This is a genomic window from Methanomassiliicoccales archaeon (assembly GCA_035527755.1).
GTDB lineage: Archaea > Thermoplasmatota > Thermoplasmata > Methanomassiliicoccales > UBA472 > UBA472.
The window spans coordinates 32,604-57,810 of record DATKZX010000006.1 but is presented as its reverse complement, the minus strand read 5'-3'; the positions used below and the strand labels follow the sequence as shown (position 1 = coordinate 57,810).

The window sequence follows — 25,207 nt, the reverse complement described above, 5'->3', positions numbered from 1 at the left end:
ATACCATCTAAACGATATTATAATCAAACTAGTTTTAAAAAGGTGAAAACATGAAGACCAAGAAGGGATTTTCGACAAATCTGGAGCAAGAAACAAGGAAGAACTCCGATTTCCGCCATGTGCTTTACACAGGAAAGTTCAGCCAGCTTGTTCTGATGAACCTTAAGCCCGGCGAGGATATTGGTGAAGAGGTCCATGATACCATTGATCAATTCTTTAGATTCGAGGAAGGGGAGGGTACGGTCGTCATTGATGGCGTGGAGCACCGAGTCAATGACGGCAGCGGGGTCATAGTACCTTCGGGGGCAAGGCATAACGTGATCAATACCTCATCTACAAAGGACCTCAAGCTGTATACCATCTATTCGCCACCCGAGCATATTGACAAGGTAGTCCGCCATACCAAGGCCGATGCGCTCAGAGAGCCCGAGGAGTACGACGGAAAACCCACCGAATGAAGGGATATTTGAAAACTCTAGGCGGTCATCGGGTCGATGGCTCCCACCGACCCCTGCGTCTAGCCATTTGCCCGGCGTTCGAACTCTAATCTGCCATTGAATATTGGGGATAGAACATCGAAGTAATTTCTCGTCACTATTCCATTTTCCTACCGTCGTTTGGGTTAAAACACCAGAGACAAGCACCGTACTGAGCATCTAGAAAACGATGGCCAAAACACAACTGTCCTGAATAAAACCATGATTACATTACCCAGGGGTAAAAGGGACCTCGGATCAAATTCGTCCGAGGACTTTACAAACGTTGCCCCATCCAACGATCGGTTTGAACGCGAGATATAGAGTTGGGGTACGATCGTCAGAAAAGAATGCTATAGTGATCGGTGCGCTCAGATCGTTTGGCATCCTATCAATAATTTAAAATGTTTCATTGGCGGTCATCGGTCCACTGGTTCAAAATGAATGCTGATGGTGCGTTATTCCTGTTAATGATCTTTCTGTTCGTTATGAATTTTGTACTGATCGTTTCATTTCGACGCATCCAGACATCGTTTCTGAAACGTAGGAATGAGGCTTTAGAAGCCTTAGGACGAATGGCCGGTCCACACGAACAGACATTGTCGTGGGCGAACGTATCAGGTCTACCATTGGTCGTCGGATCGATGCTCATGTTCGATCTCTTCTTCCTGATATTCGCTCTTACCTTGGTTGATAGTGATATCCCCGACAACATGTTCGGGTCCTTATCGGCATCCATCATTTTCGGGTTCTTCATACCGATCTCTCTAGGCACATGGTATACCAGGGTAAACCTGAGACATCTCTATGTCTATGATCGAAATGGGATACAAGGTTTCATAGTAAGGAGAAACGGACCAATGAAAGGCATTTATTTGGAGTGGCGGGGAATTTCACGGTTGAAGTTCATCAGAACATATCGCGTACCATCTCCAATAGGTATCAGATTGAACGGTGACAATGGTGGGATCGTCCTGCCGAACTATCTGGAGAACTATCCTATGGTATTGTCGCATTTGATGAGGTTCGCCTCTGACGAGATAAGGTCAGCCATCCTATCGGAATTTGGTGACATCATCGATAATGATGGTAATATATCATTTTCAGATGAGTGACCCTCGTTCAAATGTTCGGTATCAGGGGCAGGATGTTCGTCTCTAGGATGATACGAAATTTCCCCCTATCGATAGCAAACAATGCTTCGCAAAAAACATGTGTGGTCTCGTAGATATAGCATCAAACTCCGGAAAAAGTTCGCAGAAAGATCAAAATACCAACGAATACCAGCAGGATCCCTACATAGATCTGTATTCCCCTCTTCGACAATTTTTTTGCCACTTCCGGGCCGATCTGACCACCGATCAATACCCCAGGAGCGACCCAGATCATGATATTGAAGATCAGTTCTTTCTGTTCAACAAGGGTTGAAATAAAACCGGGGGTCAGGCGAAAGAGCAAGGCGAACAGGTTTACCACAAAAATGATGACGACCGTTGAACCCACGGCTTCCGCGGCTGTACGGATCTTGCAGTGTTTGAGAATGCAGGGCATGATTATTTTCCCTGTCCCCGTAGCGATCAGACCTTTGAGGAACCCGGCTATCGCAGCCCGGATCCAGTAGATCTTTTCCCCCGTCTCTATGACCGCAGGTTCGTTATTCCGGGAAAACAGCCAATTACGACAGATCTGGAACGCCCCATAGAGAATAACAAAACTTCCGAAGAGTACAAGGAGCAATTCTGCCGGGGCAAAAGGAACCACTAACGTCCCTATAATGGCGAACGGGACTGTGATCTTCAGGTATTGTTTGACGATCGACCAGTTTACCGTCCCGCTCTTCAGGTTCCTGACGATTCCAGAGCCGAATCCGAAGAGCATAGTAAGGAGCGCGAGCCAGAATGATGTTTTCGGATCGATCCCTAGCCAGATGACATAGATCGGGATCCAGAAATTTGAACCTGATATGCCTGCTGAGATCGCGAGCATGGCGATGGCAATTCCCAGGGGAAATAGGTAGAAATACGTTACAAGATCAGACACGGGGTTCACGTTTTCCTTTTTTGAAATGATCGCGTAAGAATAAGGACCATATCTATTACAATTATAAAAAAACTAAGAAAATAATAATCTTTCTTCTTGTTCATTAGGTATCTCGACAGTAAATATCTTACAATAACTTAAATGATGCAAAACCTCGCAATATAAAGTACTACCAATTATGTCTCGAACAGATCCGTTTTAAGAATAATACATTCAGGTCGAATTATTGTGAAAAGCTTCAATATGCGCAACCAGGTCGATCATTGATCTTTCGAGAGATCACTTTCTTCTATTCCAGTATTCATAATCCAATCTCTGGTTCTTCCTCTCCATCGCTACAGCATCCTCATTTTCTATATTTTTATAAAAGATCAGTATTGTCGGATCTATAAAAGCAGCAGCGATCCATTCTCCTGGAGAACCTTCAAGATCCCATCCCGATCTGGAGAATGTGACCAGGGCAAATATGCTTATGAGACATAAGGCCCCCATTATCAACGCGGCGATTACAAATCCTTCGTTGGAAGTGGTCATCTCCAACCGAACGAACCAGAACAATGCCACAAAGGAGATGATGAGCGCGATGCCCACGATCGCTTCCTTGATCGTTCTCCGCATTCACTCACTGATTTACAGTTATCATCCGACTATTTACGTTTACCCTATCGTTAAGATCGATCTGTTTGCTAAACTCGTTGCGTTCTCTAGATTCTCGAACGATCGTTCTCTTGATGGACGATGGTCTGTGGGCCTGGAGAAAGTTTCGAAGACCTGGTCGTTCTCTACATCGATCAAAGGATCCATTTAAATGATACGTTCGACCATTTTTCTCGAAGGGTTCTTTCGGCAATTCAAACCGTAGTCCGATTCCCAATATCATTGCCGATCGAAAGGTCCATTGACTTCCGGCCTCACTTCTTCAGCGAGGCCATGGTCTGCTGCGCGAACTGTCTCGCCTCTTCCTTGCCCGTGACGGTCAACGGCCCCTTCAGTCCGGTGACGCCTATGTGTAGCACGGCGTTCTGGGCGTTGAGCCCCTCGCTCTTGGCAAGGTCCCTAAGCTTGGGAGCTGCTCCCTTGACGGCCCACTTGTCCATGCTCCTCTCGGCCATGTCCTCAGGTACGCCCATCATGGTGTCGAACATGACGATCGGTTGATCCTTCCAGCCCTGGGTCTTCAATCCCTTGACGAAGTTCTTGGCCGCAGGGGTCATCTTGAACACTCGTGTGGGAGAACCGAGGAACATGATGTCCCCGTTCAGAACGGGCTTGGTGTTCTCTCTCAAACTTACCAAGGCGATCTCGTTCCCGTCGGCCTTTATCTGATCGGCGATCGCTTCAGCCACCTGCTTGGTGTTACCGTACACGCTATCGTAAACGACAATGCATTTCATAGGGCGACCTCATTATTTTCGATACATAGTATTCGATACTGAGTATCTAACTCGTTTCCTGAATATTTGCATTGACCACCCGACCGAATCGCGATAATGGCCCCCGTCGGCATAATGGATATCTCTTTCAAGAATGCCGTTATGCCATCCATAGTTCTTCTGAAACGATTATCTTGTTATCTTCTAGTCTTATTATATCTACGAAAATATATTTTCCTTTCGGGGCTCCTATCTCCTTCAACTTCTGTTTCACCTCTCTCTTGGAATCCTCATTGTTCTCGCATTCAAGGGTACCTTGATATATTTCTCCAGCCCAATTTAATTTATATTCATATTTGAACATTCGATCAACCCCGTCAACGTAACATCACGAATGGGCTATTTTCAGATTTATTTAATTGCATTAGATGTTTCAGGAAATCTTCATTTTTATGGGGGGGGGTGGTTCCGATGATCCCTTTTCGATAATGGATATAGAAACCACCTAACAGTTCGCGATCAGATATGGGAAATCGTTTCGGCATTGTTCAGTGAAGTTCTCAAATATATTTATTGATAATTGTTTTAATAAATCGATCCGAGCACTCTGGTACAAAGGCTGTCGATTCGGAAGTTGCGGTCTTAAATCATTATCTATGTGCAGTTTAATTAGATCATCATGCCCGAAATGACCTATTTTCGATTGGTCCATCAAGCCATCGATCTCTATAATGAGGGTAAATTGGAGGGGGCCCTCGACCTGATCGAGAAGTATGGGGGTGAGGTAGAAGGTGATCGGGCACAAATACTCAACTTCAAGTGTTGCATCGCCAGCAAGTTGGGGCGAACGGAAATGGCCATGAATATCATGCGCGAGGCCATCATCGGCACTGAATATTGGTATCCTTACGAATATCTGCTGCAGGATGATGATCTGAAGAACATCCGGGACCAAAAGGAATTCACTTACCTGGCCGATATCTGTCGGGAACGCGAGATCTTAGCAAGGAAAGAGGTCCGGGCCGAGCTAAAAATTATAATGCCACTGGGGGGATCATCCACGCAAAGCCCCTGGCTCATGGCGCTGCACGGAAACGGGGACAGCGTTGCACTAACAGAGAAGAACTGGCATTCATTGTTATTGGAAGGTTGTTCACTGGCTTTCCCGCAATCATCCCAGATCACATCCCATGGGACGTACACTTGGAAAGACCTTGAAAAAGGTCTTATGGAGATCAACAGCCATCTACAAGATCTGGAAAAAGAGCATGACATCACCGGAGGTGAGTGGGTCCTGTCCGGATTCTCGGGAGGGGCCAGATTGGCATTTTATTCTGTATTGTATGGGGATCTCCATCCGAAAGGGCTCATACTCGTCGCCCCCTATTTGCCGGAAATTAAGGAATGGGAGGGGGCGATCCGAAATCTTGCCCGACAAGGGTTAAAAATATGCGTTCTATGCGGGGATATGGACTCGATCTCGTTCGAAACCGGAAAGGAAGTTAAAAGGATCATGGACGAGATGGGTATCCCAACTTTGTTGCAGGTCGTTGAGGGTCTGGGTCACGACTTCCCCGATGATTTTGCGCAGCATTTGTCGGAGATGCTCGAGTTCATCCATGATTGATGTGCTCCTAATATGCTTCATGACCAAGATCTGAGTTCCAAACCGTCCTTCTTTGATTAATTTATACATTTATTGATAATAATATCGATATAATATCGTGTAATGGGGGTTTTAGTGCTCAAAGACCGCTTCAGTACATCCTCTTAAATAGTAGTGACATCATGGACAGGTTTGTCCTGCATTCGAAAGGGTGTAGGAAAACAACAGTAGGTAGTTTAGTAATGTATGGAAACAGAGGTAATTCCGGGGGCTTCCGCCCCAGAAACGATGGGCCGCGCGAAATGAGCGATGTAGTTTGCTCCGACTGCGGCGCGAAGACACAAGTCCCTTTCAAACCGACTGAGGGCAGGCCTGTATATTGCAGGGACTGCTTCCAGAAGCACAAGCCGAAGGACAGGTTCTAAGCGTAAATATCAAACCACTTAGGGGCGAATGCCCCGTTAAATTCCTTACTGATATGTCGCAGGACAATATTTTGTGGAACGATGTCGAGATTGAACTGTGACTCGGTGTCCTTTGATAATTTTCTAATGTTCGGTCTCTCGATCCCTTTCTCTTATAGTTCCTCTAGTTAACAATGTTAACATATTTATTGGACGGTCTATATAGCAGACCGATGTATGCGTGGGTCAAACATCTCACGTGTTTTTTGTTTCAAGATTGTACCAAATCCATTATAGTTATCTCAATGTTTTTATAATATCATAATCGATAAAGAGAATCATTAATAAATATGCAATTTTGAGGGGGTCAGATATGGAAGGTACTAAGAGGTCACTAGCATGCGCATTGATTGCAGCGATTATGTTGATATCCGTCCTTCCGGTGCTCGCACCGGGGGCGGCAGGGGCGGGACCATTACCCGCCTGGAGCACTTATACGATCTATAGCGTGGACGACGTCGGGAGCTATTCATCCATCGGACTGGATTCCAACGATTTCGTACACATCAGCTACCACGACTCGACCAACGGTTATCTGATGTACGCGACCAATAAGAGCGGCGTCTGGACCAACGTCGCCCTGGAGACAGGGGCATATGCCGGGCAGGAGACTTCCCTAGCCGTCGACGCTAACGATTACATCCACATGGTCTATTACAATTACCCGAACAGCAACCTCAAGTACGCCACCAACGAAGGCGGGGGCTGGGTCAAGATCGGCATAGACACCGCTGGGGACGTGGGGCGATTCGCCTCCCTGGCCCTTGATTCGATCGGCAACACGCACATCAGTTATTACGACGCCACGAATGGAAACCTCAAGTACGCCACCAATTCCGGCGGAAGTTGGGCACTGTCCGTCGTCGACAGCACCAACGACGTGGGCTGGTACTCATCCATTGCGGTGGACCACAACGACATCGTTCACATCTCCTATTATGATAATACCAACGGGGACCTACGCTATGCGACCAATCCAGGCGGTGTTTGGACCACTACGTCCATAGATACCGCAGGTACGGTGGGCGTGTATTCATCCATTGGTGTGGACTCCACGAACAAGGCGCACATCTGCTACTGGGATGCCACGACCGGTTTCCTCAAGTACGCCACCAACGAGGAAGGTGCCTGGAGAATCGAACTGATCAGTGACACAGCCATCAACGGCATATATACCGATCTCATCGTGGACGAGGACGACGTAGTGCATATGGTGTTCTACGATTCCCTGAACGGGGACATCTGGTATGCCAATGACGCGTGGGACGGATGGACCCTCGGTGCGGTGGACACCTCCGGTAACGTGGGGCGCTATCCCTCCATGGCTCTCGATTCCCTGAACAACGTCCATGTCACCTACTATGACGTCACCAACATGAACCTGAGATACTCGCACCAGGTACTGGTGGCGCCGACCACTCCCCTGGAGCTCATGGCGGCCGCCGGGGACGCCCAGGTCACTCTGAGCTGGACAGAGCCGACCTGGGACGGCGGTTCTCCCATCACCGGGTATAAGGTATACCGCGGCAGCGAAAGCGGTGGGGAGACCTTGCTGACCACCATCGGCGACGTTCAATGGTACGAGGATACCACGGCGGTCAACGGAGAGACCTACTGGTACTACGTGGTGGCAGTGAACGCCATCGGCGAGAGCACCGTGTCCAACGAGGTTTCGGTCGTGCCAATGGCCTTGCCCTCGCAACCAATGGATGTGCAGGTCATCCCTGGCAACGGCCAGGCCATGCTCACCTGGGACGCGCCCACCGATGACGGTGGTTCAACGGTGCAATACTACGTACTATATCGCGGTCAGACCAATGGCGGGGAGATACCCCTGTTGGCCGTCTACGGGTCAACATCCTTTCTAGACGCGGGGTTGACCAATGGGGTCACTTACTGGTATTACGTCACCGCTGTCAACGCGGTCGGGGAAGGGGCCGCGTCCAACGAAGTATCGGCCGTGCCGATGACCCATGCCTCCGCTCCAACCGACCTGCAGGCGATCGCAGGCATGGAGGACATCGGCCTAGGCTGGTCGCCTCCCGCCTCCAATGGCGGTTCGGCCATAACCAACTACGAGGTATATCGCGGGGTTACCAGCGGCAACAAGTCTCTATTGATAACACTGGGCAACGTCACCACCTATCTGGACACATCGGTCGAGCCAGGGGTGGGATACTACTATTATGTCACCGCAGTGAACAGTGCTGGTGAAAGCGTCGCATCCAACGAGGCATCGTCAGTGATCGTTATACCTCCGTCCTCACCATTGTCATTAATGGCAATGGCCAGTGACGAAGCGATATCACTGACCTGGTCCGCTCCGTCGCTGGACGGAGGTTCCTCGGTGACTGGCTACGAAGTACATCGCGGGAATGCTAGCGGTGAGGAAACGTATCTGACCTCCGTTGGCGAGACGAACTACACCGATACTGGATTGGAGAACGGCATGGAGTTCTTTTACATAGTCAAAGCCGTCAACATCGCGGGTGCGGGCTCCGCATCCTATGAGGTATCCGCGATCCCGGCAGCCGTCCCTTCTGCACCACAGGAGCTGCAGGCTTCTGCCGACCCCTCCAACATAATCATCACCTGGACCGCCCCGACGGATGATGGTGGGTCACCCGTCAGCGGCTACATGGTCTACCGCGGTGAAGAGGCCAGCGGAGAGGAGCTGCTGGCGACGATCGGCGCGGTCACCTCATATCAGGATGACACTGCGCAGGTCGGACAGGAATATTGGTACTACGTCAGAGCGGTCAACGCCCTGGGCGAGGGGCCCGCCTCCAACGAGGCCACCACCATCATCCGGTTGGCCCCCTCTGCACCTCTGGAATTGCAGGCGGTCGCCGGAGATTCCATCGTGTTCCTGGGTTGGACCTCCCCGTCGGAGGACGGAGGTGCGGTCATCACAGGCTATGAGATATTCCGCGGCAACGTCAGCGGGGAGGAGGCTTATCTCACCACCGTCACTAGCACGAACCATACCGACAGCGAAGTGCAGAACGGAGCCACCTACTTCTACTATGTCTTGGCCGTGAATTCTGAAGGGTCTGGGGCGGCATCCAACGAGGTCTCCGCCATGCCCATGGCCGTTCCCTCGAACGACTCGGTGTTGATCGCGGTGGCCGGGGACTCCCAAATCGAACTGGCCTGGTCCGCTCCGTCCCACGAAGGTGGCGTGCCTATCATAGGTTATGTCATTTACCGTGGAATGGAGGAAGGCAGTGAGGAGTTCCTGGTTGAGACTGGGAACGTACTGAGCTTCATCGACGCTGGACTATCCAACGGCCAGACCTACTGGTACTATATCACCGCGGTCAACCAGGCCGGTGAGGGTCCTTCCTCTAACAAGGTCTCCGCGACCCCGTCAAGCGTGCCTGGCGCACCCCGGTCCATGCAGGCGGTGGCTGGGGCGTCGGCCATCACCCTGACCTGGCTAGCCCCGGAGAACGACGGGGGCTCCCAGATCACCAACTTTCAGGTGTATCGCGGACCGCCAGGGGAGGAGGTTCTCCTGAGCACCGTGGGCAGCGTGCTGACCTATGCCGACTCCGCCGTGGAGGTGGGACGGGAATACTGGTATTCCGTGGTGGCAGTCAACTTCGCAGGCGCGGGAGCCATGTCCGAATTTGCCTCGGCGATCATATTAGGCACGCCTTCCGCACCGCTCGGCCTGGAGGCCACAAGGGGACAAGACTTCGTGGTCCTGACATGGGAAGCCCCAATGGACGACGGAGGATCACCCATCGTTGTTTACTCCATCTACCGGGGTACGGAAAGCGGCGGGGAGGAGTTCCTGGTACAGGTGGGCGATGTGCTGAGCTTCATGGACGATGAGGCATCAGCCGGTTCCACCTACTGGTACTATGTCACCGCCAACAACTCTGCTGGTGAGAGTGAGGCCTCCTCGGAAGCGAGCATCTCGCTGCAGTCGGTAGCCACCGCCCCGAGCGACCTGGTCGCCGTGCCTGGCGATGGGATGGTCCTGCTGAACTGGACCACTCCGTCCGACGATGGCGGCGCTCCGATAACCGGCTACAAGGTGTTCCGGGTGAACGAGAGCGGCGAAGCGGTTCTGGTGGCCTCCGTAACCAGCGCAGGTTACACGGATGAGGGATTGATCAATGGGGAGGCATACGCGTACTTTGTGGTAGCGACCAACACCATCGGCGACGGCGCTCCCTCCGAACCGGTCATCACCACCCCACAAGCCCCTGAGAGAGGTCAGTTCGATTGGGTACTTTGGCTGCACATAATTCTTCTGATCGTCGCGCTAGTCCTTCTGACATACTACTATGTGAAGCGTAAGAAAGAGGAGGGCGAGGGATCGGAGAAGGAGGGAGGGGAGAAGGTCCAATAATCGATCAGGTGCGAACGGGGGTCCCTTGCCGATGACCCCCCTTTTCCAGCCCCTCACCATTTTTCATACAGCTGTCCTTCCAATCCCTCGGTCATACAACCGAAAGGTATGTAAAGCGGCCGATAAATCAAAAAAGCATAGGGCAAAAGCCCCATGGAAACCCGGGGTCCATCGATTTGTTTTTTTGTACGGGCATCGGGCAGGAGGGGAGTTCATATGATGAAAAATGCTACATTAATCGTGCTCGCCACGGCCGCGATGATGATTTTGGCGGCATTAGCGGCATTACCGCTCGCTGCCGGAGAACAGGTCGTCGGGACCTCGTCGACGTCCTTGGGATCGGGGGGACCCTTGGACTATGATGGGGCCCCGGCGGCCTGGGTGGAATCTGAACATGACACGCCGACCGGCACCAGTTTCATGCTTTACGAGAACTTCGGTGGATTCTGGGCGGATGCCGAGAAATCACCGACCAATACCGAGGACGACCTGTTGTGTTGGGCGGCCACGGCCTCCAACATGATGGAGTGGACCGGTTGGGGCTTCGTGGGGAGCATGGACGACACTGACGACTTCTTACAGTATTTCATCAACCATGTGACCGACGAGGGCAGTTTCACGGAATACGGGCATCAATGGTGGTTCATGGGAGACTTGCCCGATCCCGGTGATGGATGGTCCTCTGAGGACGTAGAAGGCGGCAACTTCTGGTCATCTTCATACGATTACTCGAATTATGCCGGTGCAATACACATGGGGTCGATCTCGATGCAGAACATCGCTCTGTTCATGCAGGCTGGATATGCCACCGGTCTATCTATCTACCAAGTGACCGGGGATGGCGCCCATGCCATTACTTGCTGGGGCTACAACTATGACCCGCTCGTGGACCCTGTCGCTGACCCGAATGGATATTTCAAAGGGGTATGGGTGAGCGATTCCGACTCTCATAAGGGCCAGGCCGATCCCGATGATTTCCTCATCTACTATGACGTGGAATTCAGCGTGGATAACAATTACTGGTACATGCCCAACTACGGTGGGGGTTGGTGGATCGAGGGAGTAAATTACCTGAAGCCCTTCCCCGGTGAGTCAAGGCCGGTAGCGGACACTGGCGGCCCTTACGTGGTCGATGAGGGGACCACCGTTCATTTCGATGCGGGCGGAAGCGCGGATGACGATTCCCTGATGTACCGCTGGGACTACGATGGGGACGGAACCTGGGATACCGGGTGGGTCACTACCAGCATAGTGTCCCATACCTGGTACGATGACTATGAGGGCACAGTGTACCTGGAGGTGTTCGATGGTAGATTGAGGGATATGGACATCACCACCGTGACCGTCAATAATGTGGCACCATCGATCTCGATCTTCGGTGATGTGATAGACGAGAACGGAATGGCCACGGTGCACGGCACCATATATGACCCGGGGATCTACGATACCTTCGAGCTGGTCATCGATTGGGGCGAAGGCTCACCTCAGACGGTCAACTATCCCTCCGGGACACCCATGTACACAATTGCCCATCAGTACCTGGACGACAATCCCACTGGTACACCGTTCGATGATTACCCCATCCAGGTGACAGTGACCGATGACGATGGTGGTGTCGACGTCGAGAACACTATCGTCACCGTCAGCAACGTCAACCCGGTCGTGACCATCGATTCCATGGTGCAGCCCAATCCAGAGTTCATTCTGCCGGTCATTCATACCCTGGAGTTCTATGGCAGCTTCAGTGACGTGGGCACCTTGGACACGCATGATGCAGAGTGGGACTGGGGAGACGGCGTCACGGAATCAACAGTGGTCGTTGAGACGGATGGTTCCGGAACAGTGACAGGGTCGCACATCTACATGGCTCCGGGCACCTATACCGCGACCTTGACGGTCTGGGACGATGACACTGGATATCACTCCGACACCTTTGAGGTGGTGGTCGTGGACGCCCACGGTGCCCTGGACATAATGGACGAATATATCCAGAACCTGCCGGACAGCGCCTTCAAGAAGAACCCGGACAAGATGAAGGCGGCCTTGTCCAACATCATCGGTGCATTGCACAACATGGTCGACGATAGCGATTTCTACGGGGCCATAATGGACCTGCAGAACAACGTCCTGGACAAGATGGATGGCCAGATCGGCGGGAAGGCGGCCAACGATTGGATAATCGATCTGGAGGCCCAGGAGGAACTGGCGATGAAGATCAGCGATATCTGCCAGTTCCTGGCATTGTTCATTTGAACGACCGGGGAAATGTATAAACCCTTTCCATTTTTCCTTTTTATCACGAAACAGGTGCCATCTCTCAATTCAACATAATTTATCACGTTCAAAGAAGACCTTCCGATCTCTGATCGTCCACCAGGTCTGCAGCATGATGCCCCAGGCGACAAGGCTCAGGGCCATACCAATGACCCACACCCACGGTCCATCGAACAACGGGGCCATTCCGTTCCCGGTGACGGCGACGGAAAGGAACAGTGGTAATATGATCGCTAAAAGCCGAAGCATTACCTTCCGGTCCTCCAACCCCCACATCATCAGCAGGGCGGTGGGCATGACGAAGTACACGAGCAGGATCTTAGGATAGACCAGGAAGAACACCATCATCACCAGCGTTGCCCCCTGCCAGAGCGAAAGCTTTCTCTTGTAGGCGAGAAGGGTGGCTCCCCCTACTCCTGATAAGGTCAAGGCCACCCCGGCCCAGCCCGGCAATCCCAATCCCAGTGCGTTCAGGTAATGCCAGGGGCTGATAGATGAACCACCGGTCGGGTAGTCCGGGTTTCCCAGGAGGTAATAGTGGAAGGAAGGCAGCTGGTCCGGGAACAGTATCACCAAAGGCAGCAGGACCAGCATTGCCAGTCCTGTAAAGCCGATCAAGATGGCCACACGGTTCCTCCGGTCAGAACTAAGGAACATCCAGGGGACCAGCAGTACATTGAACATCTTGGTGAGGACGCCTACCAAGGAAGTGACGCCAGATGACCATCCCCTCTCCAGATGCAGCAGGACCAGTGGCAGCAGGAAGAGGAAAGTGGTGATGGCCTCGTCCTGAACTCCGATGCCGAACTCCATCAGACTGAGCGGGTATGCCAAGTACGCTATGCCGGCCATCATGGCCATCCGCTCGTCATGTCGGCGTAATCCCAGATACAGTGTCAGCGAGGTCAATATCGAGAAGACGGCGAAGTATAGCTGATAGGCAAGTGCCGAGCCTCCAACAAGCTGAGGCAGAACGAACATGTACATGATGAGCGGCGGTGATTCCGAGTAGAAATCAACGTACGGTATCTTGCCGTCAAGGATCGATTCCGCCCGAAAGCGGTAGAAATCCAGGTCGGTAGGTTCACTGAGCACGTTGCCGAAGAACGGTCGTAATACCAATGCATCAAGGGCTATGGTCATGCCATAGAGCAGGCATCCGATCAGTATGAGCGCCATGATCCGATGCCGCAGGTCCCCGGTCATGGTCCAATCGACCAATCCTCTGACCTTCGCCATACCGGCATCGATGAGAGTGCCGGAGGTCATATCAGTGTCTCCGAACGACTCAGCCCTTTCACCATGTCCTTCCCTGCTCAATTAACTACCGCCTACATGAGATTTTCAAATATATGATATAACGGCCAGACTGGAGCGGTCTTACTGATAGTTCGCTCACTTTCAATGATCCCGCTCGATATTGTAAATACCTCCTGGTCGCTAGGGGGTGCATGGACCAGAACACTATCGTATGCGGTATGGCGGTTCGATCTCAGGACAGCAGGGCGAACTCCCCTGGTCGATCATACGTTCCGATGCCTTCTGGTGATAAGGTAAAAAGCCCCATGGACCGCAGGAAGCGACCCATGAGAAAATTGAACTAAACCATTTCCGATTTTATATCGCCGCCCGCGTAATTGTGGGGCGGTCCATCACATTTCCTGGGCTTAGATTCTGAAAAGAGCGAGAGGAAATTAATATCGAAAAAATCGTTTATGGGGACATGATCCAATTCTGGATGGACCAACCTCCGCTGTTCGTTCATCGGTTGTCTCGGGGGGAGCTCTTCGAAGGACCACGTTTCGCCACAGTGGACGAGGGGGACGAGGCCACCGTGATATCGTCAAAGGCTGGGGAGGGGGCGGTCGGACCTTATGTGTGCATCACCATGGGCCCTTTCGATCTGGGTCTCATAGGGATACTGGCGAGGGCGTCGGCCGCCCTGATGGAGGAAAAGGTCCCTATTTTCGTTATATCCACTTACAGACACGATCACATACTGATTCCGCTGGAGATGACCAGAAACGCCATAAAGGCGTTGACCGATGCCGGCTTTTCAAAAAGGAAATGAGGCAAGGAATATTTACCGACGTTCGATCATAAGTATCTGTAACGATGTTCATCAAAAGGGTCAGGTCCGAGGGGTTGGCGCACATCTCCTACTTCATGGAGTCGAACGGAGAGGCAGCGGTCATCGACCCCCGCCGGGACGTCGACGAATACCTGGAACTGTCGCGTTCGAGGGGGGCCAGGATCGTCCTGGTCCTGGAGACCCACCGCAACGAGGATTACGTCTCCGGGGCATTGGAGCTGGCCAACGCTACGGGCGCTGGCATCTACCACGGAGGACAGCTGGAGTTCGGTTACGGCAATCCGTTGAATGACGGACAGGATTTCGTTCTGGGCGATCTGATGATCACTGCCCTGCACACCCCGGGGCATACGTACGAGAGCCATAGCTACCTGGTAGCGGACAAGCGCGGACCGTTCATGCTGTTCTCTGGTGACACCATGCTCTCCGGGGACGTAGGGCGCACCGACCTGGCTGGTCCGGAACACGTTAGGGAACTGACCGAGATGCTGTACGAGACCCTGCAGCGCCGTGTCCTGCCCCTGGGGAAAGAGATAATGGTGCTTCCTGCCCACGGCGCCGGTTCGGTCTGCGGGCATGCCATCAGCGACAGGGAGACGACCACCATCGGTCTGGAAGTAAGGGACAACCGGATACTGGCCCTTTCGCGCATGGACTTTGTCATGGGCAAGATGGCCGAGGTAATGGAGAAACCGCCCTACTTCGAACGGATGGAGGCGCTCAACCTTCAAGGACCCATCATCCTGGGACCGTTGCCGATACCGCCATCGATGAGGCCCAAGCAGGTACAGGAGTCCCAGGGAGAGGGCTCACTGGTCCTGGACCTGAGGGAACCGCACAGCTACGCCGCGGCGCACATTCCTCGCTCGCTGAACGTTTGGCTTGATGGACTTCCCGTTTACGGCGGGTACGCAATCCCATACGGTCGCCCACTGGTCCTGGTGGGCGAGAGCTCAGAGCACGTTCGCACCGCTGTCAGATATCTTGTTCGTTTGGGTTACGAAGATGTCATCGGACAACTGAGACATGGTATGGGGGCATGGATCAAGGGGGGACATCCGCTCTCGTCCCTACCCGCCTACTCGGTACAGGAGATCAGGGCAAAACAGTTGACCGGGGTAAATATGCTGCTCGTGGACCTCCGGGACCGGAGAGAGCTGGAGGACGGAGCGATCCCCGGGGCCAAGGTCCTGCATCTCGGAGAATTGATCAAGCGATCTTCAGAACTGCCGGCGGATCGGGAACTGGTTCTGTTCTGCGGCTCCGGCTACCGGGGCGGCATCGCCGCCAGCCTCCTAAGGAACAGCGGGATAAAGAACGTCGGGATCATGCTGGGGGGCTTCCAGGCCTGGAAGAGGAACGATTTCCCGGTGGAAAAGTTCAAGAACGAATGAATTTAAGATAGGCGATGCCATCCAATCGGAACATCTGGTCCAGCAATACATTGATCTCCGGGGCTTGACCGCTGAGCACCATCATGTTCATGCACTTGTCATTGCCCAGGTGATTGTGCACATGGGTCTTGATCAGTGGGTGATTGTCATGATAGATATCGTGTATGGGACCCGAGGCGCAGGTGTCGTTGACCAATATCAGCACGCCATCCACCAGCCCGGCCATCGAACGTCTCTCGCTGTTCTCCGCCATGAGGGTGCGCATGGCCGCCCGGACGGCCTCTGAACGGCCTGTGAACCCCAGTTCCTTCTGCAAGGTCTCGAGGTCCTCCACGTTCTTGTCGGTCAGGGATATGCTGATGATGGGCATTTCGAATGTAAATGTTATTAACAACTATATAAGTTTATGAATATTCCTTAATAATGTAAAATATGGTCGTTCTCCGCTCGCATTAGATATACCAGTAAGATTTAAGAAATCCATTATTTAGCAATATGGAGTTCGGCCCAAGCAATATAATTAATAATTAAATCAGAAAATGTTATTAAGTAGCTCGATATAACAATATTGGGAACAATGAACCGGAAGCAGCTCATCTTGGTGATCGTGGCAGTGATCGTGGCGGTCTTGCTCATCGCAGCGTCCACTCTGCTGAAGGGAACGTCCGGGGAAGATGACCGCATTCAGGTAGTGGCCACCTTTTATCCCCTGGCCTATATGGCCGATAGCATAGGTGGGGAGAGGGTGACGGTGTCGTCCCTGGTCCCCTATAATTCTGAACTTCATTCCTGGCAGCCGTCGCCTCAAGACCTGATCGAGGCCGACAAGGCTGACATAATTCTCTATAACGGCGGACCTGCCGATGCCTGGCTGGTCACGGATGTTCTGCCTTCCATAGGCAGCGATGACAAGTTATTGGTGAACACCACGGTAGGGGTGGTGTTCATTCAGGGGGGCGATGAGGACGACGGAGGAATCGATCCGCACACCTGGTTAAGCCCAAACCAAGCTCGCATACAGGCGCAGAACGTTTTCAATGCGTTGAGCGAGGCCGATCCCGAGGGCGCTGCTTACTTCGAGCAGAGGTTCACCGTTCTGGATCAAACTCTTGCACAACTTCATGATCAATACATGCTTCTCGCTGAAAGCAACGTCTCAGCAATTATCGTCTCCCACGCAGCCTTCGGCTATGTGGCCCACGACTATGGGTTTGAACAGCACGGCGTCATCGGCCTAAGCGCGGACGAGGAGCCCTCGGCCAGCGCCATCGCCCATTTGGTGGACCTCATGCAGGACCAGAGCATCTTCACCGTCTACGTGGACCCAGTGTACAATCAGGATTACGTTTCCATTCTCAGTACGGAGCTGGCGTCCAGGACCGGACACGAGGTCCTTGTGCTGGACCTCTTCCTTATGCTGGGACCGTACGAGGACGTGGATTACCTGGGGCAACTGTCCCAGAACCTGATCAATCTCAAGACCGGGCTAGGAGTGGCCTGAGATGCCGGTCACGGGTCCTATAATCGACGTGCAGGGCCTAACGGTCAAACGGGGCACTTCCGAGGCCATATCCAATGCCTCCTTCATCATCAACAAGGGTGATTACGTCGGCATCGTCGGTCCTAACGGTGGTGGCAAAACGACCTTGGTGCTTGCCCTGCTCGGACTTCTGCCCAAGGAATCTGGCAGCGTCAAAATCATGGGGCAGGACATAGAGTCCTTCCATCAATGGGACAAGGTAGGGTACGTCTCACAATTTGCCATCAACTTTGATTCCCAATTTCCATTGACCGTCCGGGAGCTGGTGGGGCTGGGGAGGATCAACCGCAGTAACCTGGGACGATTCCGGAACAAGGATGATTGGAAGGCGGTCAATGAGGCCTTGGACATCATGAGCATTTCCGATCTGGCGAATAAAAGGATCGGCCGGTTGTCCGGGGGGCAGCGGCAGAGGGCCTTTGTAGCCAAATCACTTGTCAGTGAACCTGAGCTTCTGGTCCTGGATGAGCCAGTTACTGGTTTTGATCCCGTCACCCAGGAGAAGTTCTTCATGCAATTGAGCAACCTTAATCAGAAGAAAGGTCTGACGATCCTCATAGTGTCCCATGATCTAGCAGCGGTGTTCTGCCGCATGTCCAGAGTGCTTTGTGTGAACAAGGAGGTGCACAGTAGCGAGATATCGGATGGGACGGTCCCGGATGCTGTACTGAAGAAAGGATACGGCGAACATTTCCACTTCGCCTTCCATCAGCATAAGTGCCAGGGGGTGTTCGTCGATGAGCAGCTTTGATCTCTTCGACCTTCCTTCCCTTTTCCAATACCAGTTCTTCGTACTGGCATTGATCGGCGGGGTTCTGGCCGCTGTGGTATCCTCATGGATCGGTCTGTTCCTCATCCTCAGAAAGGAATCGATGTTGGTGGATGGTGTGGCCCACACCGCGTTCGGCGGGGTGGCCCTCGGTCTTTTCCTGGGAATCGAACCTATGCTGGGCGCCCTGGCGGTCTCAACGGTGGCGGTCTACGCCATCACATACATGAGGCGCAGAGGTATGGCCCAATCCGATTCGGCCATAGCCGTCATGTTGTCCATGGGCTTCTCTCTGGGCATCATAATCATATCCATGGCCAACGGTTTCAATGTGGAATTGTTCAGCTACCTGTTCGGTTCCATACTCACCCTCGACACCAATGACGTACTGGTCCTGTTCGTTCTGGCGTTGAGCATCATCGGTTTCATGGTGTTCTTCTACAAGGAGATGCTGGCTGTGACCTTCGACGAGGACGGTGCCAAGCTCCAGGGCATTCCCGTACAAGGACTGACGATGGCCTTCAACCTGCTAGTGGCGGTGACCATCGCCCTCAGCATAAAGGTCATAGGGATCATATTGGTGGTGGCGCTGATGGTGCTCCCCGGGTTGACCGCCCTGCAACTTCACCGCTCTTTCAAGAGCACGCTGATCGCCTCCACGATCTTCGGCATATTCGCCTCTTCAATAGGCATCATGCTATCCGCCCTGTTCAACGTGGCCACAAGCGGGGTCATCGTCTTCACCGCTGCCGGTGTGTTCCTGTTCGTAGCGGCATATCAACGGCTGGCCTAAGATCACATGCGGGACCAAACAGGTATTAATCAGAAAGGTGATTGAATTAAAATTACGCATTTATTGTAAATTATTTTAATTAATTACCATATTTATGCAATTTTTTTGTATTTACTACTATTTTCAGTACTGTTAATGTAACGTTGTTGCGTAGGCCATCAACAATCATTATATACGGTCAATTACTGTTAGTGGACGGGGATTTCAATGGGATACGAAGAAATATTTCCACCCATGGATAGCAAGTGGCATGGTAATGCCGCTAAAAGATTTGCAAGCCCCTTTGTGGATACCCCGCACGACCGCATAGACGTGGACCCGATCATCTTGTCCAACGCCGCTGTGGCCTGCGGATACACCATAAGGGACTTCTATGAGAAGCCTGAGTTGGGTATACACTGCGTCGGCTATATCTCCCACCTCTTTGACCTACTGCCAGTTACACACTGGTTCTTTTCGTTACCGTGGGTCACTGAATTGGGTCTTAAGCTGGTCTATAAAGAGACCTTGCCGCCGATCTCTACCGGACCGATATATTCGGACCCGGAAGACATCGACAAGATGCACGTACCCAGCAAGGAAGAGCTGATAGGCAAGACAGGAGCTCACGCGACTGTACCTCTGTTCTACAAGATCTACGACTACGTGGCGAAGAACCTTCCCATGACCTTGGTGCCGATCTCATATGGTTTCGACCTAGTGGGCGCGGCAGCTGAGATGGTGGGTGTGGAGAACTTCATCATGTGGACCTTCACCGAGCCGGAAGCAGCTAACAAGCTGGTTCGGAAGTACACCGACACCGCCGTAAATGGCGCTGAGGCGTTGGCCGACAAGTACGGTATGGCGATGTTGATCGTCGGGTCCGTGCTGGCCAACAACGATATCTTCAGCGACGATGCGGTCGAAGAGTACTCTGTGAAGAACATGTACTACTATGTGGACCAGTGCTTCAAGAGGGGCGCCGGACCTCAGGTGTTCTATCACCTGTGCGGTAACCATGAGACCGACTACAAGCTGTTCAAGGACGGCCTGATGTGGTCCCCGTTCACCGTGATACACGCTGGTTACCAGGGCAGGAATGTATTCCCGTCCGCTCTGCTGAAGGAGACCTTCGCAGACAAGGCGACCTGCATGGGCTCGGTAGATACCAAGCTTATGATCGACCCCAACCCGAACAAGGTCTACAACCAGGCCAAGGAGCAATTGCTCGCTGGCCGTGACTCAAAGAAGGGTTACATTCTGGGTACCTCTTGTGAGACCCCTCCGTACACCATACCGGGACAAATGTTGGCCTTGGTCAAGGCGGCTAGGGACTTCGGTACCTACGGAACCTGGTGAGGTGAAAAAAATGCAAGTAACTATACCAGACAACGTTAAGGAACTGATTGCGAAGAGGGGCCTGAAGGAGTCCGACGTCTTGGATGTCGTGAACACCGCTGCCCAGACCAACCACTACCTGAAGAAGGGAACTGACGGTTTGGCCAAGAAGGTCATCGGTGACCTCACCGTGTACGCTTTGTGCGACCTTTCTGGCAACGGCACTGCCGTGGTCAAGAGCGCCTATGCTCACAAGATGAAGCTGGGCAAGATCGTCAACGTCATGGGCGAGACCGAGTGGAAGTCCGCCGACAAGGGACACGCCATCGCAGCTGGCCACGTAGAGATCGAGTACATGACCGTCAAGAGGAACGGCCCCGCTCTGATCTGTCCGGCCTGCGGCGAGGCTTGGGTCGAGGAATACCTCGCCACCAAGACCTTGGCTGCCGCAGAGGGTCTCTTCGAACAGAAGCGCGCTTAAAACATTTTCAGGCCGCTAAACGCGGCCTTTCATTTTCATTTTTTTTCAATGGGCGCGAGCATTATCCATTATTTGGCAAAAGTAGAATAGTGTCGCATGCCATTCACGTAAATTATTCCGGTGAACAATATGAGCGAGGTCATTGGTCATACGAACAGTCTCTGCCCCAAATGCCTGAAGACCGTCCCCGCTACCAAGATAGCCGAGGACGACAAGGTATATCTGCTGAAGGAATGCCCAGAGCACGGTACTGAGAAGGTGCTTATCTGGAGGGGCGTGGCAGATTACGAGGACATGAAGAGGTACGCGGCGGTGCAGTCAAAGCCCCTGCGTTTGGCCGTCAAGGAGGACAACAATTGCCCGCAGATCTGCGGATTGTGCCCCGATCACGTGCAACACACCTGCCTGGTGGTCATGGAGATCACCAACGGCTGCAATCTGAAGTGTCCAGTGTGCTTTGCCAGCGCCAATGAGCGTTACAAGTTCAGCCCTTCGATCGAGGTCATAAAGGGCATGTACCAGACAATGCTGGACTATGTGGATCACCCCATTTGCGTGCAGATCAGCGGCGGTGAGCCGACCATTCGCGACGATCTGCCGGAGATCGTCCGCATGGGCAAGGTCATGGGCATCGATCACATCGAGGTCAACACTAACGGCATACGATTCGCCGAGGACATCGAGTTCCTGCAGACGATCAAGGACGCCGGTGTAGACTCGCTTTACTTCTCTTTCGACGGATTGCACGGCGACATATACAAACAGACCTGCGGCCGTGACATATTAGCTCAGAAGCTCAAGTGCATCGAGAACTGCGAGAAGGTGGGCATGGGCATCACCCTGGTGTGCGTGGTCTCCCCTAACATCAATCTGGACCGGGTCGGGGAGGTCATCAACTTCGCCAAATCAAAGGTCCCGACCATCAAGGGGGTGCACTTCCAACCGATATCGTACTTCGGGCGCTTCCCCATCTCTCCCAAGGACGAGGACCGGGTCACCATACCCGATCTGTTGAAGGCCATTGAAGAACAGACCAACGGTGAGCTTACGGTGGACAGTTTCGTTCCCACGTCCTGCTCCAACGTCCACTGTGACGCCAAGTCGATGTCGGTGGTCATGGAGGATGGTTCGCTCTTCCCCCTTACCAGCAGGGCATTAGGTCCTCCCAAGGATACCAAAGCTATCGCCACCAAGACCAGAACGGAGATCTCCGATCTGTGGCGCTTCATCGAGGATTCGCTGAAGATCGAAGAAGAGGGTGAGGAGGTCAACGAGTGGGGGTCCTTCGTGGACCGGGCCAAGACCAATTATCTGACGGTGAGCACCATGGCCTTCCAGGATGCTTGGACCTCAGAGACGGAGCGTTTCCGTAACTGTTGCATTCACACCGTGACACCGGATGGAAAGCTGATACCGTTCTGCTTGTTCAATATCAACTCGCAGGAAGGCAAGACCCTTTACCGTCATGAGATGTGGTCAAAGTTCAGTGAAAAGTAAGAACCGGGGGCAAGCCCCCAATATTTTTATTTAATTATCTGGAGTTTCTCTTGCCGAACTGGTTGTAGTAGTTCCCCAAGATATTGTTCATATAGCTGGCCAGGTACTTTTCACCGTACTTGTTCTTGGTGATGACCTGGTTGATGGGGAATTCGGTGTCACAATGCGGGCATCGTGCGTATTTACAGTTCTGATTGGCAAAACGGCAGCCGCGGCAGGCGATGGCCCGGGACTGCATGAGGCTGAATAGCTTTCCGCAGTTGGGGCAATTGAACCGCCTGGTGGTGTTCATCAGTTCAGGGGTCACTCCAGCCCTTTCTAGCTCCGGTGTAAGCGGCATTTTCTTCCTCATCCAGCGTAACCACGCTCTTAATATATTTCTTTTCCCCCGTTTACGTTTCTATAAGACTCTATCGTTACTCCCGCTCCTTTCCGTGTGCCTCCATATCCGGAGGAAATATGACCGACCAATGTAGGAAAGGACGGAAAGGGTGGGAGGAAAATGAATCGGTGGCCTTCATACCCGCCAACAAATTATCGATGATCTTCGGGGAAATGGCCATGACCAGATGGTCGTCTGGTACGAGTCCCCACATCCGGTCCCCCACGCAAGGTATGTCCATCACCATGTCCTCACCTGCGATGACCTTGGCGATCGCAGAGCAGACCGAGGATTGACCGGCGATGGTCCCTCGTAGAACCCGTCCTTCCGCGTATTCGTATCCCAGCAGCACCTTCAAGGCCTGCCCCGGGGTCATATAGGCGACCACCACATCCGGTTCGACCGGCATATGGTCCAGAGGACCCACGAGAAGAGCGTTGTACCTTTGCCCTTCGTTGCCCAACATGAATATCTCATCCTGCAGGGCCTTTGCCGCCTCATCATTCTTGGTGAAAGGTCTGTTCAGTTCTCCGTTGACCAATCTTTCCGGGGTCTGGATCATTCCTAGGCAGGACAGGCCCCATAGACACTTCAAACCGTGGGTGGTGGATACGCATACACCATCTTCTCGATAATGTCGAGCCAGGGCCGCCATATGGCAGGTGGCCGTCGAACGCAGGTTGCGCGCACCCCGAACCGCCAGAGCGTCGGAGGCCTTCTCGAACAGCTTGACCCCTATGGGGTAGGTCCCTAGATTCAGCAGTGAACGGAACTCTCTGGCCTGCCTCACCCGCTCCTTGTCCGGCATGACCCAGGGATGTCCTTTTTAATTTAATAGCCCTGCGGTTTGAAACAAATATATGCTCATTAGGACATGTAGTCGGAGATGAGCATCAAGAGCCGCATCACCATCGCCTACGCCCGTACCAAGCTCTCCTCCCGGAAAGTGGCAGAAGGCGTTGAGAACCCTTTGCACGACTGGGTTGAGCTGAAGGTGCGAAACACCTTCAAGCAGGACCCGGAGTTCAGAAAGGCATTGGGCAGAAGTTCATTGGATGAGATAGATCGGAAGATCTTCGAAGAGTACCAGCTGTATCGATTCCGCAAACAGTTGGCCTATGTGATGCAGAACAGCTACTACTATCAGAAGAAGTACGGTGAGGCCGGCGTGGTCCCCGAGGCGATCAGGACAATGGATGACCTGAACAAGGTGCCATTGACCGAACCGGACGATCTGGCCGAGGAACCGTTCCTCTTCCTATGCCAATCACAAAGCAAGATCGCCCGCACCTTCTCGACTTCTGGAACGTCCGGAAAGAACAAACGCCTGTTCTACACCCGTGACGATCTTCTGAACATCATCGACTCCATTGCCGCGGCCCTGCGTTCCGCCGGGCTGCGGAGCAACGAGACCCTCCACATAATGTTCCCGGCGGTGGTGGCCTGGGACCCTAGTTTGATGCTCGAGGGGGCTTGCAAAGTGGCCGGCCTGAAATCGGTGGTATGTTCCGAGGTGGACGTCGATGAGCAGATGAGGGTCATGAAGGAGAATCAGGCCCGGGTAATAATCGGTCTCACCTCCTTCATTTATCGGATCACGGTCCTCGCCCGGGAGAAGTACGACCTCCGTTCTTTGGGCGTCAAGGCCATCATCTGCTCCTCCGAGCCGCTCTCCGAGGCCGTGCGGCGGGAGATGGAAGGGGCCTGGGGGTGCAAATGCCTAAGCCAGTATGGCATGACCGAGATGGGGTTGGCCACCACGATCGAGTGTCAGGAACAAACGGGATTGCACATCAATGAGGCCGATTTCATGGTGGAGGTCATTGACCCAGACACCGGGAAACGCCTTCCACCGGGCAAGGAAGGAGAATTGGTATGGACCTCCCTGAGCTTCCAAGGCTCACCCCTATTGCGTTACCGTTCCTACGATATATCGCACTACATCGAACCGCCATGCGAATGCGGTCACGTCACCATAGGTAAGATCGGCAAACCCAAGGGGCGCCGGGACTCAGCGACGAAGATCGGTCTGGGAAAGCATATTTTCCCGGTGCTGTTCGATGAGGCCATAATGAATGTCCGCGGGGTGCTCAACTACCAGTTGGTGCTCGATAAGCCCTCCTTCAGGGACCGTCTTCATTTTACAGTGGAGTTCAACGGGGACATGGAGGAAGGCAAGGTGAACGTGCTGGAGGCAATTCTGGCCTTGGAGGAGATCAAGACCGGTCTGGAAAATGACCTACTGGATCCCATCGAGGTGGAGATGAAGGAGGTCTCCAATGATTTCACCCCCAAGATGAAGCCAATTGTGGACAAGAGACGGAGATTCGACGGTTAGAACGCGAT

The 25,207-nt window shown here is 52.9% G+C and carries 24 protein-coding genes; 16 read left to right on the top strand and 8 right to left on the bottom strand.

Annotated elements, in window-relative coordinates; genetic code table 11:
• Nucleotides 1–50: 50 nt before the first annotated feature.
• Together VMW85_02390 and VMW85_02385 are read left to right on the top strand one after the other, a co-directional pair.
• Nucleotides 51–458 carry a cupin domain-containing protein gene (locus tag VMW85_02390; protein HUT26881.1) on the top strand — a complete coding sequence of 136 codons (408 nt, stop codon included), beginning with the start codon at nucleotides 51–53 and terminating at the stop codon, nucleotides 456–458.
• Nucleotides 459–1,051: 593 nt separating this feature from the next.
• On the top strand, nucleotides 1,052–1,591 hold the full coding sequence (locus VMW85_02385; protein ID HUT26880.1) for a hypothetical protein: 540 nt from the start codon (nucleotides 1,052–1,054) through the stop codon (nucleotides 1,589–1,591).
• 121 nt (nucleotides 1,592–1,712) lie between these two features.
• On the opposite strand, the gene VMW85_02380 is transcribed toward VMW85_02385, so the two are convergent.
• The 4 genes from VMW85_02380 to VMW85_02365 form a co-directional block, all read right to left on the bottom strand.
• Nucleotides 1,713–2,516, bottom strand: coding sequence for a sulfite exporter TauE/SafE family protein (locus VMW85_02380; protein ID HUT26879.1), 804 nt, complete (start codon nucleotides 2,514–2,516; stop codon nucleotides 1,713–1,715).
• Nucleotides 2,517–2,795: 279 nt separating this feature from the next.
• A complete protein-coding gene (locus VMW85_02375) occupies nucleotides 2,796–3,050 on the bottom strand; it encodes a hypothetical protein (protein HUT26878.1) in 255 nt (84 codons plus the stop codon).
• Nucleotides 3,051–3,427: 377 nt separating this feature from the next.
• The gene (locus VMW85_02370; GenBank protein ID HUT26877.1) at nucleotides 3,428–3,910 is read right to left on the bottom strand and encodes a flavodoxin domain-containing protein; all 483 of its coding nucleotides are present in this window, start codon (nucleotides 3,908–3,910) and stop codon (nucleotides 3,428–3,430) included.
• A gap of 139 nt (nucleotides 3,911–4,049) precedes the next feature.
• Nucleotides 4,050–4,253: a hypothetical protein gene (locus tag VMW85_02365; protein HUT26876.1), complete on the bottom strand. Its 204-nt coding sequence runs from the start codon at nucleotides 4,251–4,253 to the stop codon at nucleotides 4,050–4,052.
• Nucleotides 4,254–4,568: 315 nt separating this feature from the next.
• Between VMW85_02365 and VMW85_02360 the strand changes: the two genes are divergently transcribed.
• The 4 genes from VMW85_02360 to VMW85_02345 all read left to right on the top strand — a co-directional run bounded on the left by VMW85_02360 (nucleotide 4,569) and on the right by VMW85_02345 (nucleotide 12,575).
• Nucleotides 4,569–5,516 carry a hypothetical protein gene (locus VMW85_02360; protein HUT26875.1) on the top strand — a complete coding sequence of 316 codons (948 nt, stop codon included), beginning with the start codon at nucleotides 4,569–4,571 and terminating at the stop codon, nucleotides 5,514–5,516.
• A gap of 161 nt (nucleotides 5,517–5,677) precedes the next feature.
• The gene (locus tag VMW85_02355; protein HUT26874.1) at nucleotides 5,678–5,920 is read left to right on the top strand and encodes a CxxC-x17-CxxC domain-containing protein; all 243 of its coding nucleotides are present in this window, start codon (nucleotides 5,678–5,680) and stop codon (nucleotides 5,918–5,920) included.
• 352 nt (nucleotides 5,921–6,272) lie between these two features.
• Nucleotides 6,273–10,322, top strand: coding sequence for a fibronectin type III domain-containing protein (locus VMW85_02350; protein ID HUT26873.1), 4,050 nt, complete (start codon nucleotides 6,273–6,275; stop codon nucleotides 10,320–10,322).
• Nucleotides 10,323–10,538: 216 nt separating this feature from the next.
• Nucleotides 10,539–12,575: a PKD domain-containing protein gene (locus tag VMW85_02345; protein ID HUT26872.1), complete on the top strand. Its 2,037-nt coding sequence runs from the start codon at nucleotides 10,539–10,541 to the stop codon at nucleotides 12,573–12,575.
• Between the two features lie 69 nt (nucleotides 12,576–12,644).
• On the opposite strand, the gene VMW85_02340 is transcribed toward VMW85_02345, so the two are convergent.
• Nucleotides 12,645–13,916, bottom strand: coding sequence for a glycosyltransferase 87 family protein (locus VMW85_02340; protein ID HUT26871.1), 1,272 nt, complete (start codon nucleotides 13,914–13,916; stop codon nucleotides 12,645–12,647).
• 131 nt (nucleotides 13,917–14,047) lie between these two features.
• Between VMW85_02340 and VMW85_02335 the strand changes: the two genes are divergently transcribed.
• The 3 genes from VMW85_02335 to VMW85_02325 all read left to right on the top strand — a co-directional run bounded on the left by VMW85_02335 (nucleotide 14,048) and on the right by VMW85_02325 (nucleotide 16,082).
• Nucleotides 14,048–14,200: a hypothetical protein gene (locus tag VMW85_02335; GenBank protein ID HUT26870.1), complete on the top strand. Its 153-nt coding sequence runs from the start codon at nucleotides 14,048–14,050 to the stop codon at nucleotides 14,198–14,200.
• A 119-nt stretch (nucleotides 14,201–14,319) separates the two neighbouring features.
• Nucleotides 14,320–14,667, top strand: a complete 348-nt coding sequence (locus tag VMW85_02330; protein ID HUT26869.1) for an ACT domain-containing protein — start codon at nucleotides 14,320–14,322, stop codon at nucleotides 14,665–14,667.
• 44 nt (nucleotides 14,668–14,711) lie between these two features.
• Nucleotides 14,712–16,082 carry an MBL fold metallo-hydrolase gene (locus VMW85_02325; GenBank protein ID HUT26868.1) on the top strand — a complete coding sequence of 457 codons (1,371 nt, stop codon included), beginning with the start codon at nucleotides 14,712–14,714 and terminating at the stop codon, nucleotides 16,080–16,082.
• On the opposite strand, the gene VMW85_02320 is transcribed toward VMW85_02325, so the two are convergent.
• On the bottom strand, nucleotides 16,069–16,452 hold the full coding sequence (locus tag VMW85_02320; GenBank protein HUT26867.1) for a CopG family ribbon-helix-helix protein: 384 nt from the start codon (nucleotides 16,450–16,452) through the stop codon (nucleotides 16,069–16,071). The two genes, VMW85_02325 and VMW85_02320, sit on opposite strands and share 14 nt — an antisense overlap.
• A 207-nt stretch (nucleotides 16,453–16,659) precedes the next feature.
• Here VMW85_02320 and VMW85_02315 point away from each other — a divergent pair, with 207 nt between their 5' ends.
• From VMW85_02315 to VMW85_02290, 6 genes are all read left to right on the top strand, one after another.
• Nucleotides 16,660–17,583, top strand: a complete 924-nt coding sequence (locus VMW85_02315; protein HUT26866.1) for a zinc ABC transporter substrate-binding protein — start codon at nucleotides 16,660–16,662, stop codon at nucleotides 17,581–17,583.
• 1 nt (nucleotide 17,584) lies between these two features.
• A complete protein-coding gene (locus VMW85_02310) occupies nucleotides 17,585–18,373 on the top strand; it encodes a metal ABC transporter ATP-binding protein (GenBank protein ID HUT26865.1) in 789 nt (262 codons plus the stop codon).
• Complete coding sequence (locus VMW85_02305; protein ID HUT26864.1) at nucleotides 18,360–19,184, top strand: metal ABC transporter permease; 825 nt, start codon at nucleotides 18,360–18,362, stop codon at nucleotides 19,182–19,184. The genes VMW85_02310 and VMW85_02305 overlap by 14 nt, the downstream gene beginning before the upstream one ends.
• Before the next feature lie 207 nt (nucleotides 19,185–19,391).
• Nucleotides 19,392–20,522 carry a uroporphyrinogen decarboxylase family protein gene (locus VMW85_02300; GenBank protein ID HUT26863.1) on the top strand — a complete coding sequence of 377 codons (1,131 nt, stop codon included), beginning with the start codon at nucleotides 19,392–19,394 and terminating at the stop codon, nucleotides 20,520–20,522.
• A 10-nt stretch (nucleotides 20,523–20,532) separates the two neighbouring features.
• Nucleotides 20,533–20,982 carry a hypothetical protein gene (locus tag VMW85_02295; protein ID HUT26862.1) on the top strand — a complete coding sequence of 150 codons (450 nt, stop codon included), beginning with the start codon at nucleotides 20,533–20,535 and terminating at the stop codon, nucleotides 20,980–20,982.
• Nucleotides 20,983–21,111: 129 nt separating this feature from the next.
• The gene (locus VMW85_02290; protein ID HUT26861.1) at nucleotides 21,112–22,479 is read left to right on the top strand and encodes a radical SAM protein; all 1,368 of its coding nucleotides are present in this window, start codon (nucleotides 21,112–21,114) and stop codon (nucleotides 22,477–22,479) included.
• Nucleotides 22,480–22,513: 34 nt separating this feature from the next.
• Here the strand turns inward: VMW85_02290 and VMW85_02285 are convergent, their stop codons facing one another.
• Both VMW85_02285 and VMW85_02280 read right to left on the bottom strand, forming a co-directional pair.
• Nucleotides 22,514–22,819, bottom strand: a complete 306-nt coding sequence (locus tag VMW85_02285; protein HUT26860.1) for a hypothetical protein — start codon at nucleotides 22,817–22,819, stop codon at nucleotides 22,514–22,516.
• Nucleotides 22,820–22,895: 76 nt separating this feature from the next.
• Entirely contained in the window at nucleotides 22,896–23,669 is a 774-nt protein-coding gene (locus VMW85_02280; protein HUT26859.1) for a DUF169 domain-containing protein, read from the bottom strand.
• Between the two features lie 78 nt (nucleotides 23,670–23,747).
• Between VMW85_02280 and VMW85_02275 the strand changes: the two genes are divergently transcribed.
• Nucleotides 23,748–25,199 (top strand): AMP-binding protein, encoded by a 1,452-nt coding sequence (locus VMW85_02275; GenBank protein ID HUT26858.1) that lies wholly within the window; start codon nucleotides 23,748–23,750, stop codon nucleotides 25,197–25,199.
• Nucleotides 25,200–25,207: the final 8 nt, after the last annotated feature.

Coding starts and splice junctions, on each gene's coding strand:
- VMW85_02390 (HUT26881.1), top strand. CDS start 51: ATGAAGACCAAGAAGGGATTTTCGACAAATCTGGAGCAAGAAACAAGG.
- VMW85_02385 (HUT26880.1), top strand. CDS start 1,052: ATGGCCGGTCCACACGAACAGACATTGTCGTGGGCGAACGTATCAGGT.
- VMW85_02375 (HUT26878.1), bottom strand. CDS start 3,050: ATGACCACTTCCAACGAAGGATTTGTAATCGCCGCGTTGATAATGGGG.
- VMW85_02370 (HUT26877.1), bottom strand. CDS start 3,910: ATGAAATGCATTGTCGTTTACGATAGCGTGTACGGTAACACCAAGCAG.
- VMW85_02365 (HUT26876.1), bottom strand. CDS start 4,253: ATGTTCAAATATGAATATAAATTAAATTGGGCTGGAGAAATATATCAA.
- VMW85_02360 (HUT26875.1), top strand. CDS start 4,569: ATGCCCGAAATGACCTATTTTCGATTGGTCCATCAAGCCATCGATCTC.
- VMW85_02355 (HUT26874.1), top strand. CDS start 5,678: ATGGACAGGTTTGTCCTGCATTCGAAAGGGTGTAGGAAAACAACAGTA.
- VMW85_02350 (HUT26873.1), top strand. CDS start 6,273: ATGGAAGGTACTAAGAGGTCACTAGCATGCGCATTGATTGCAGCGATT.
- VMW85_02345 (HUT26872.1), top strand. CDS start 10,539: ATGATGAAAAATGCTACATTAATCGTGCTCGCCACGGCCGCGATGATG.
- VMW85_02335 (HUT26870.1), top strand. CDS start 14,048: ATGGACCAGAACACTATCGTATGCGGTATGGCGGTTCGATCTCAGGAC.
- VMW85_02330 (HUT26869.1), top strand. CDS start 14,320: ATGATCCAATTCTGGATGGACCAACCTCCGCTGTTCGTTCATCGGTTG.
- VMW85_02325 (HUT26868.1), top strand. CDS start 14,712: ATGTTCATCAAAAGGGTCAGGTCCGAGGGGTTGGCGCACATCTCCTAC.
- VMW85_02320 (HUT26867.1), bottom strand. CDS start 16,452: ATGCCCATCATCAGCATATCCCTGACCGACAAGAACGTGGAGGACCTC.
- VMW85_02315 (HUT26866.1), top strand. CDS start 16,660: ATGAACCGGAAGCAGCTCATCTTGGTGATCGTGGCAGTGATCGTGGCG.
- VMW85_02310 (HUT26865.1), top strand. CDS start 17,585: ATGCCGGTCACGGGTCCTATAATCGACGTGCAGGGCCTAACGGTCAAA.
- VMW85_02305 (HUT26864.1), top strand. CDS start 18,360: ATGAGCAGCTTTGATCTCTTCGACCTTCCTTCCCTTTTCCAATACCAG.
- VMW85_02300 (HUT26863.1), top strand. CDS start 19,392: ATGGGATACGAAGAAATATTTCCACCCATGGATAGCAAGTGGCATGGT.
- VMW85_02295 (HUT26862.1), top strand. CDS start 20,533: ATGCAAGTAACTATACCAGACAACGTTAAGGAACTGATTGCGAAGAGG.
- VMW85_02290 (HUT26861.1), top strand. CDS start 21,112: ATGAGCGAGGTCATTGGTCATACGAACAGTCTCTGCCCCAAATGCCTG.
- VMW85_02285 (HUT26860.1), bottom strand. CDS start 22,819: ATGCCGCTTACACCGGAGCTAGAAAGGGCTGGAGTGACCCCTGAACTG.
- VMW85_02280 (HUT26859.1), bottom strand. CDS start 23,669: ATGCCGGACAAGGAGCGGGTGAGGCAGGCCAGAGAGTTCCGTTCACTG.
- VMW85_02275 (HUT26858.1), top strand. CDS start 23,748: ATGAGCATCAAGAGCCGCATCACCATCGCCTACGCCCGTACCAAGCTC.